This window comes from Methylibium sp. T29-B (assembly GCF_000576225.1).
Lineage (GTDB): Bacteria > Pseudomonadota > Gammaproteobacteria > Burkholderiales > Burkholderiaceae_C > Methylibium > Methylibium petroleiphilum.
In genome coordinates, this window is the sequence record NZ_AZSN01000204.1 from 1 (window position 1) to 5,357 (window position 5,357).

Sequence of the window (5,357 nt, forward strand, 5' to 3'; positions counted from 1 at the left end):
GCGCGTCAGCAGTGCGCGCCGGCCCAGCAGGCCGCCGCCGGCCACCGGCTGCAGTGCGTCGCCGGGCGGGCCGGGCGTGTCCGCCACGGCCTCAGGACTTCGAGTGGACGGGGAGCACGCTCTCGAACGTGCGCTCGCTGCTGTCGACGACCTGGGCCTTCAGTTCGCCGTCGCCGCGTGGCACGAAGTAGAAGCGCAGCGAGGGGTTCTCGCTGATCGTGAAATCGACGTCGGCGCTCATCACCGGCCGGCCGGCGTAGGTGACGCTGATGCTGCGCACATAGTGCGGCCGCGGCGCCAGACGCGTGAGCTGGTCGATCGCCAGGCCGGACACATTGGGGTGGCTCACCATCAACTGCGCCAGCGCCGGCTGGCCGGCGACCGGTTCGCCCTCGACGCGCAGCTTCATCCGGCCGATCGAGGCCATCGCCTCGGCGAGGTCCTTGCCGGCGGGTGCCGAACAGCCGCCGGACGCCTTGACGAAGCGCTTGTCCATCACCAGCTTGCCGTCGCTCAGCTCGGCGATGGCCCGGACATGGGTGTACTCCTCGATGCGCACGCGGGTTTCCAGATCGGCTCGCCCGCTCTCGGGCGTGAAGCTGAACACCGCGCCGACCGGCGACGGGTTGCCGTCGATGACCAGCCAGAGCTTGCGGATGTAGCGCGCCGGGCTCTGCACCAGCTGGGTCCGGATGGCGATCGGCACCACCGCCGCGTCGGCCGCCCGGACCGGGGTGTCGAGTTCGACGATGCCGCGCGCGTCCTCGGAGATCGGGCGGTCCGCGAACAGCGACTTGCGCACCGCCTGCCAGCGCTCGTTGTCCGCGTTGTCGTCGGCCGACGAGGCCGGGCCGGTGTACAGGCCCAGGGCTGCCAAGCCGAGGAGCATCCTTCGGGTGAGGGTCGTCATGCGTGTCTCCAGAAGCGCCATCGAGGGCTGTTCGATCGTCGGATCATGCGCCCAGGACCGGCGCTTGTCAGTGGTTTGATCCCTGATCCCCGCTGCCGCAGGGGCCGTCGGCGACAATACCGTGGTCGCGCGGCAAACGCTGCGCCTTACAGAATTTGACCGGGAAGAGCGCTCCGAACATGGCCCAGTACGTGTACACGATGAACCGCGTCAGCAAGACGGTTCCCCCGAAACGACAGATCCTCAAGGACATTTCCCTGAGTTTCTTCCCCGGCGCCAAGATCGGCGTGCTGGGCTTGAATGGCTCGGGCAAGTCGACCTTGCTGAAGATCATGGCCGGCCTCGACAACGAGATCGAGGGCGAGGCCGTGCCCATGCCCGGCATCAAGATCGGCTACCTGCCGCAGGAACCGCAGCTCAACCCGGAGCAGACCGTGCGTCAGGCGGTCGAGGAGGCATCGGCGGCGTGCTGGCCGCCAAGAAGCGCCTGGACGAGGTGTATGCCGAGTACGCCGAACCGGATGCGGACTTCGACAAGCTGGCCGCCGAGCAGGCCGAGCTGGAGGCCGTGATCGCTGCCGCCGGCAGCGAGAACACCGACCTGCAGCTCGAGATCGCCGCCGACGCGCTGCGCCTGCCGCCCTGGGACGCCGTGATCGGCAAGCTCTCGGGCGGCGAGAAGCGTCGCGTCGCTTTGTGCCGGCTGCTGCTGAGCCAGCCCGACATGCTGCTGCTCGACGAACCGACCAACCACCTCGACGCCGAATCGGTCGATTGGCTGGAGCAGTTCCTCAAGCGTTTCCCCGGCACCGTGGTCGGCATCACCCACGATCGCTATTTCCTCGACAACGCCGCCGAGTGGATCCTGGAGCTCGACCGCGGCCGCGGCATCCCCTGGAAGGCAACTACTCCGACTGGCTCGAGCAGAAGGAAGCCCGCCTCGAGCAGGAGCAGAAGGCCGAGGATGCCCACACCAAGGCGATGAAGCAGGAGCTCGAGTGGGTCCGCAAGAACGCCAAGGGGCGCCAGGCCAAGAGCAAGGCACGCCTGCAGCGCTTCGAGGAACTGTCGGACGTCGAATATCAGAAACGCAACGAGACCAACGAGATCTTCATCCCGGTGGCCGACCGCCTGGGCAACGAGGTCATCGAGTTCGAGAACGTCACCAAGAGCTTCGGCGACCGGGTGCTGATCGACAACCTGAGCTTCAAGGTACCGGCCGGCGCGATCGTCGGCATCATCGGCCCGAACGGTGCGGGCAAGTCCACGCTGTTCCGCATGATCGCCGGCAAGGAGAAGCCGGACTCGGGCAACGTGAAGGTCGGCGCGACCGTCAAGATGGCCTTCGTCGAGCAGACCCGCGAGACGCTGGAAGGCGACAAGACCGTGTGGCAGGACATGTCAGGCGGTCTCGACAACCTGGTGATCGGCAAGTTCGTCGTGCCGTCGCGGGCCTACCTGGGGCGCTTCAACTTCAAGGGCAACGACCAGCAGAAGCTGGTGGGCAACCTGTCGGGCGGCGAACGCGGACGCCTGCACCTGGCCAAGACGCTGGCGACAGGCGGCAACGTGCTGATGCTCGACGAACCGTCGAACGACCTCGACGTGGAGACGCTGCGTGCGCTGGAAGACGCGCTGCTCGAGTTCGCCGGCTGCGTGATGGTGATCTCGCACGACCGCTGGTTCCTCGACCGCATCGCCACCCACATCCTGGCCTGCGAGGGCGATTCGAAATGGTTCTTCTTCGACGGCAACTACCAGGAGTACGAGGCCGACAAGAAGAAGCGCCTGGGCGAGGAGGGCGCCAAGCCCAAGCGCATCCGTTTCAAGGCGCTGAGCGTCTGAGGCGAAGGCCTCGCGCCCGCAACGGGCGCGGTGCGGCGCCGCAATCCCGTCGAGCATGAAGTTCCTGCGCGTTCCGGTGCTGTTGCTGGCGGGTGCACTGCTGCTGTCCGGCTGCGCATCGCTGGGGCTGGCGGCACAGGCCGGTGCGGCGGCGGCGCCACCGGCCGCCGCGGGGGCCGCTTCGGCGCCTGCACCGGCACCCGGTGCGCCGCCGGCCTTCGCGACAGTGGTGAAGGACGCCAAGGCCAGCGAAGGCCTGTTCACGCTGTGGCGCAAGGAGGACAAGCTCTGGCTCGAGCTGAAGCCCGAGGATCTGAACCGGCCTTACTTCTTTTCGCCCAAGCTGGCCACCGGCATCGGCGAGGCCGGGCTGTTCGGCGGCCTGATGGCCAGCAGCCCGCGCATCGTCGAGTTCCGCCGGCTCAACAATCAGGTGCAGTTGATCGCGCCGAACCTCGCGTACACCGCCGCCACGGGCACGCCGACCGGCCGTGCGGTGCAGGCGGCGTTCTCGCCGAGCCTCGTCACCAGCGCGCCGGTGGCCAGCCAGCCGCACCCGCAACGCAAGTCGGTGCTGGTCGAGCTCAATGCGCTGTTCGTCGGCGATCTGCTGGGCATTGCCTCGACGCTGGACCGCAGCTACCGCCAAGGCTACGCCTTCGAGGCGCGCAACTCCGCGATCGGCAAGGAGCGCGCGCTGCCCGACGCGGTGAGCTTCGAGGTGCTGGGGCATTACGCCACCGCCCGCATCGCCCAGGCCCAGCCGGGCGCGACGGTGGTGCCGAGCACGCCCGGCACCGTGCCCGACGCACGCAGCCTGTTCGTCACCGTCTACTACGCGCTGGCCCGGTTGCCCGAGCAGCCGATGGCGCCGCGTGCCTCCGATCCCCGCATCGGCTACTTCCAGAGCGTGCGCAGCGATTTCAGCGACGACCTCGCGCGCTCGCCGCGCCAGCGCTTCGTCAACCGCTGGCGTCTGGAGAAGAAGGACCCGGCGGCGGCGCTGTCCGAGCCGGTCAAGCCCATCACCTACTGGCTGGACCGCAGCATCCCGGACAAGTACCGCGGCGCCATCAGCGCCGGCATCCTGGAGTGGAACAAGGCCTTCGAGCGCATCGGTTTCCGTGATGCGATTCGCGTCGAGGTGCAGCCCGACGATGCCGACTTCGACACGCTGGACGTGAACCGCGCCTCGGTGCGCTGGATGACCAACGCGGCACCGTCCTTCGGCGCCATCGGCCCGAGCCACGTCGATCCGCGCAGCGGCGAAATCGTCGATGCCGACATCGGCATCGAGAGCCTGTCCTCGCGCAACCGCCGCACCGAGCGCGCCCAGGTGCTCGCGATCGGTCAGGGCCCGGACACGCATGCGGGGCATGACGCCGCTGCCTGCACTCACGCCGATGGCGCCGCCGAGCAGCTCGGCTACGCGCTCGACGTGCTCGAGGCGCGCGGCGAACTCGATCCCGGCAGCCTCGACACCGAGGCCTACGTGCTGGCCTACCTGAAGGACGTGACGATGCACGAGGTCGGCCACACGCTGGGGCTGCGCCACAACTTCCGTGCCTCCCGGGTCTACGGCGAGGCGCAGCTGTCCGACCCGGCCTTCACCGCCGACCATGCGCTGACCGGCTCGGTGATGGAGTACGCCGCCGTCAACCTGCCGGCGCCCGGCCAGGCCGGCGGCGTGCCGTTCCAGACCACGCTCGGTCCCTACGACTACTGGGCCATCGAGTACGGCTACAAGCCGCTCTCCGCGGCCGACGAGGCGGCCGAACTGTCGCGCATCGCCGCCCGCAGCGCCGAACCCGAGCTGGCCTACGGCACCGACGAGGACAACGCGCTGGGCATCGACCCCGAGGCGCTGCAGTTCGACCTCGGCGACGATCCGGTGGCCTTCGCCAGCAAGCGCTTCGCGATCGCGCGCGACCTGCTGGCGCGCCAAGAGCGGCGCGCGCTGCCTCCGGGCAGCGACTACCCGGTGCTGCGGCGCTCGGTCAGCTATGCGCTGCGCGATCTGGGCCGTGCCGCGACCGTGCTGGCGCGCCAGATCGGCGGCGTGCGGACGCTGCGTGATGCGCCGGGCAGCGGGCGAGACCCGCTGCAGCCGCTGCCGGCCGCGCAGCAGCGCCTGGCGCTCGACACGCTGTCGCGCGGCCTGCTGGCGGCCGACAGCATCCGCCTCTCGCCGACCCTGCAGCGCCGGCTGGCGCCCGATTTCGCAGAGCGCACCGACGCGGTCTTCAGCGGCGAGACGCAGATCGCCACCGATTACTCGCTGGTCGGCGCGGTGCTCGAACTGCAGCGCAATGTGCTGAACCAGCTGATGAGCGACGCGGTGGCCGCGCGCCTGCTCGACAGCCAGGGCAAGGCCAGCAGCGCCGCCGACGCCTTGCCGCTCGCCGAGCTCTACCAGCGCCTCACGCGCGACGTGTGGAGTGAGTTGCGCGCCGGTGGCGACATCGCGCCGCCGCGCCGCGAACTGCAGCGCGAGCATGTGAACCGCGTCGCCGCGCTGTTGTTGCGGCCGGGCGCGCTCAGCCGGGCCGATGCCCGCAGCCTGCTGCGCGCGCAATCGCGCACGCTGCTGGCGCAGATGGAG

Annotated in this window: 2 protein-coding genes and 1 pseudogene; 2 read left to right on the forward strand and 1 reads right to left on the reverse strand. The window is 69.4% G+C overall.

Going from position 1 to position 5,357, the window contains the following annotated elements; all coding sequences use genetic code 11:
* Positions 1–91: 91 nt before the first annotated feature.
* Positions 92–910: a quinoprotein dehydrogenase-associated SoxYZ-like carrier gene (locus Y694_RS19530; RefSeq protein ID WP_036235587.1), complete on the reverse strand. Its 819-nt coding sequence runs from the start codon at positions 908–910 to the stop codon at positions 92–94.
* A gap of 179 nt (positions 911–1,089) precedes the next feature.
* Between Y694_RS19530 and ettA the strand changes: the two are divergent.
* Positions 1,090–2,755 (forward strand): annotated as a pseudogene (gene ettA, locus Y694_RS19535) (energy-dependent translational throttle protein EttA).
* Positions 2,756–2,810: 55 nt separating this feature from the next.
* Positions 2,811–5,357, forward strand: a 2,547-nt coding sequence (locus tag Y694_RS19540; RefSeq protein ID WP_036235586.1) for a zinc-dependent metalloprotease, incomplete at its 3' end; no start/stop codon positions are given.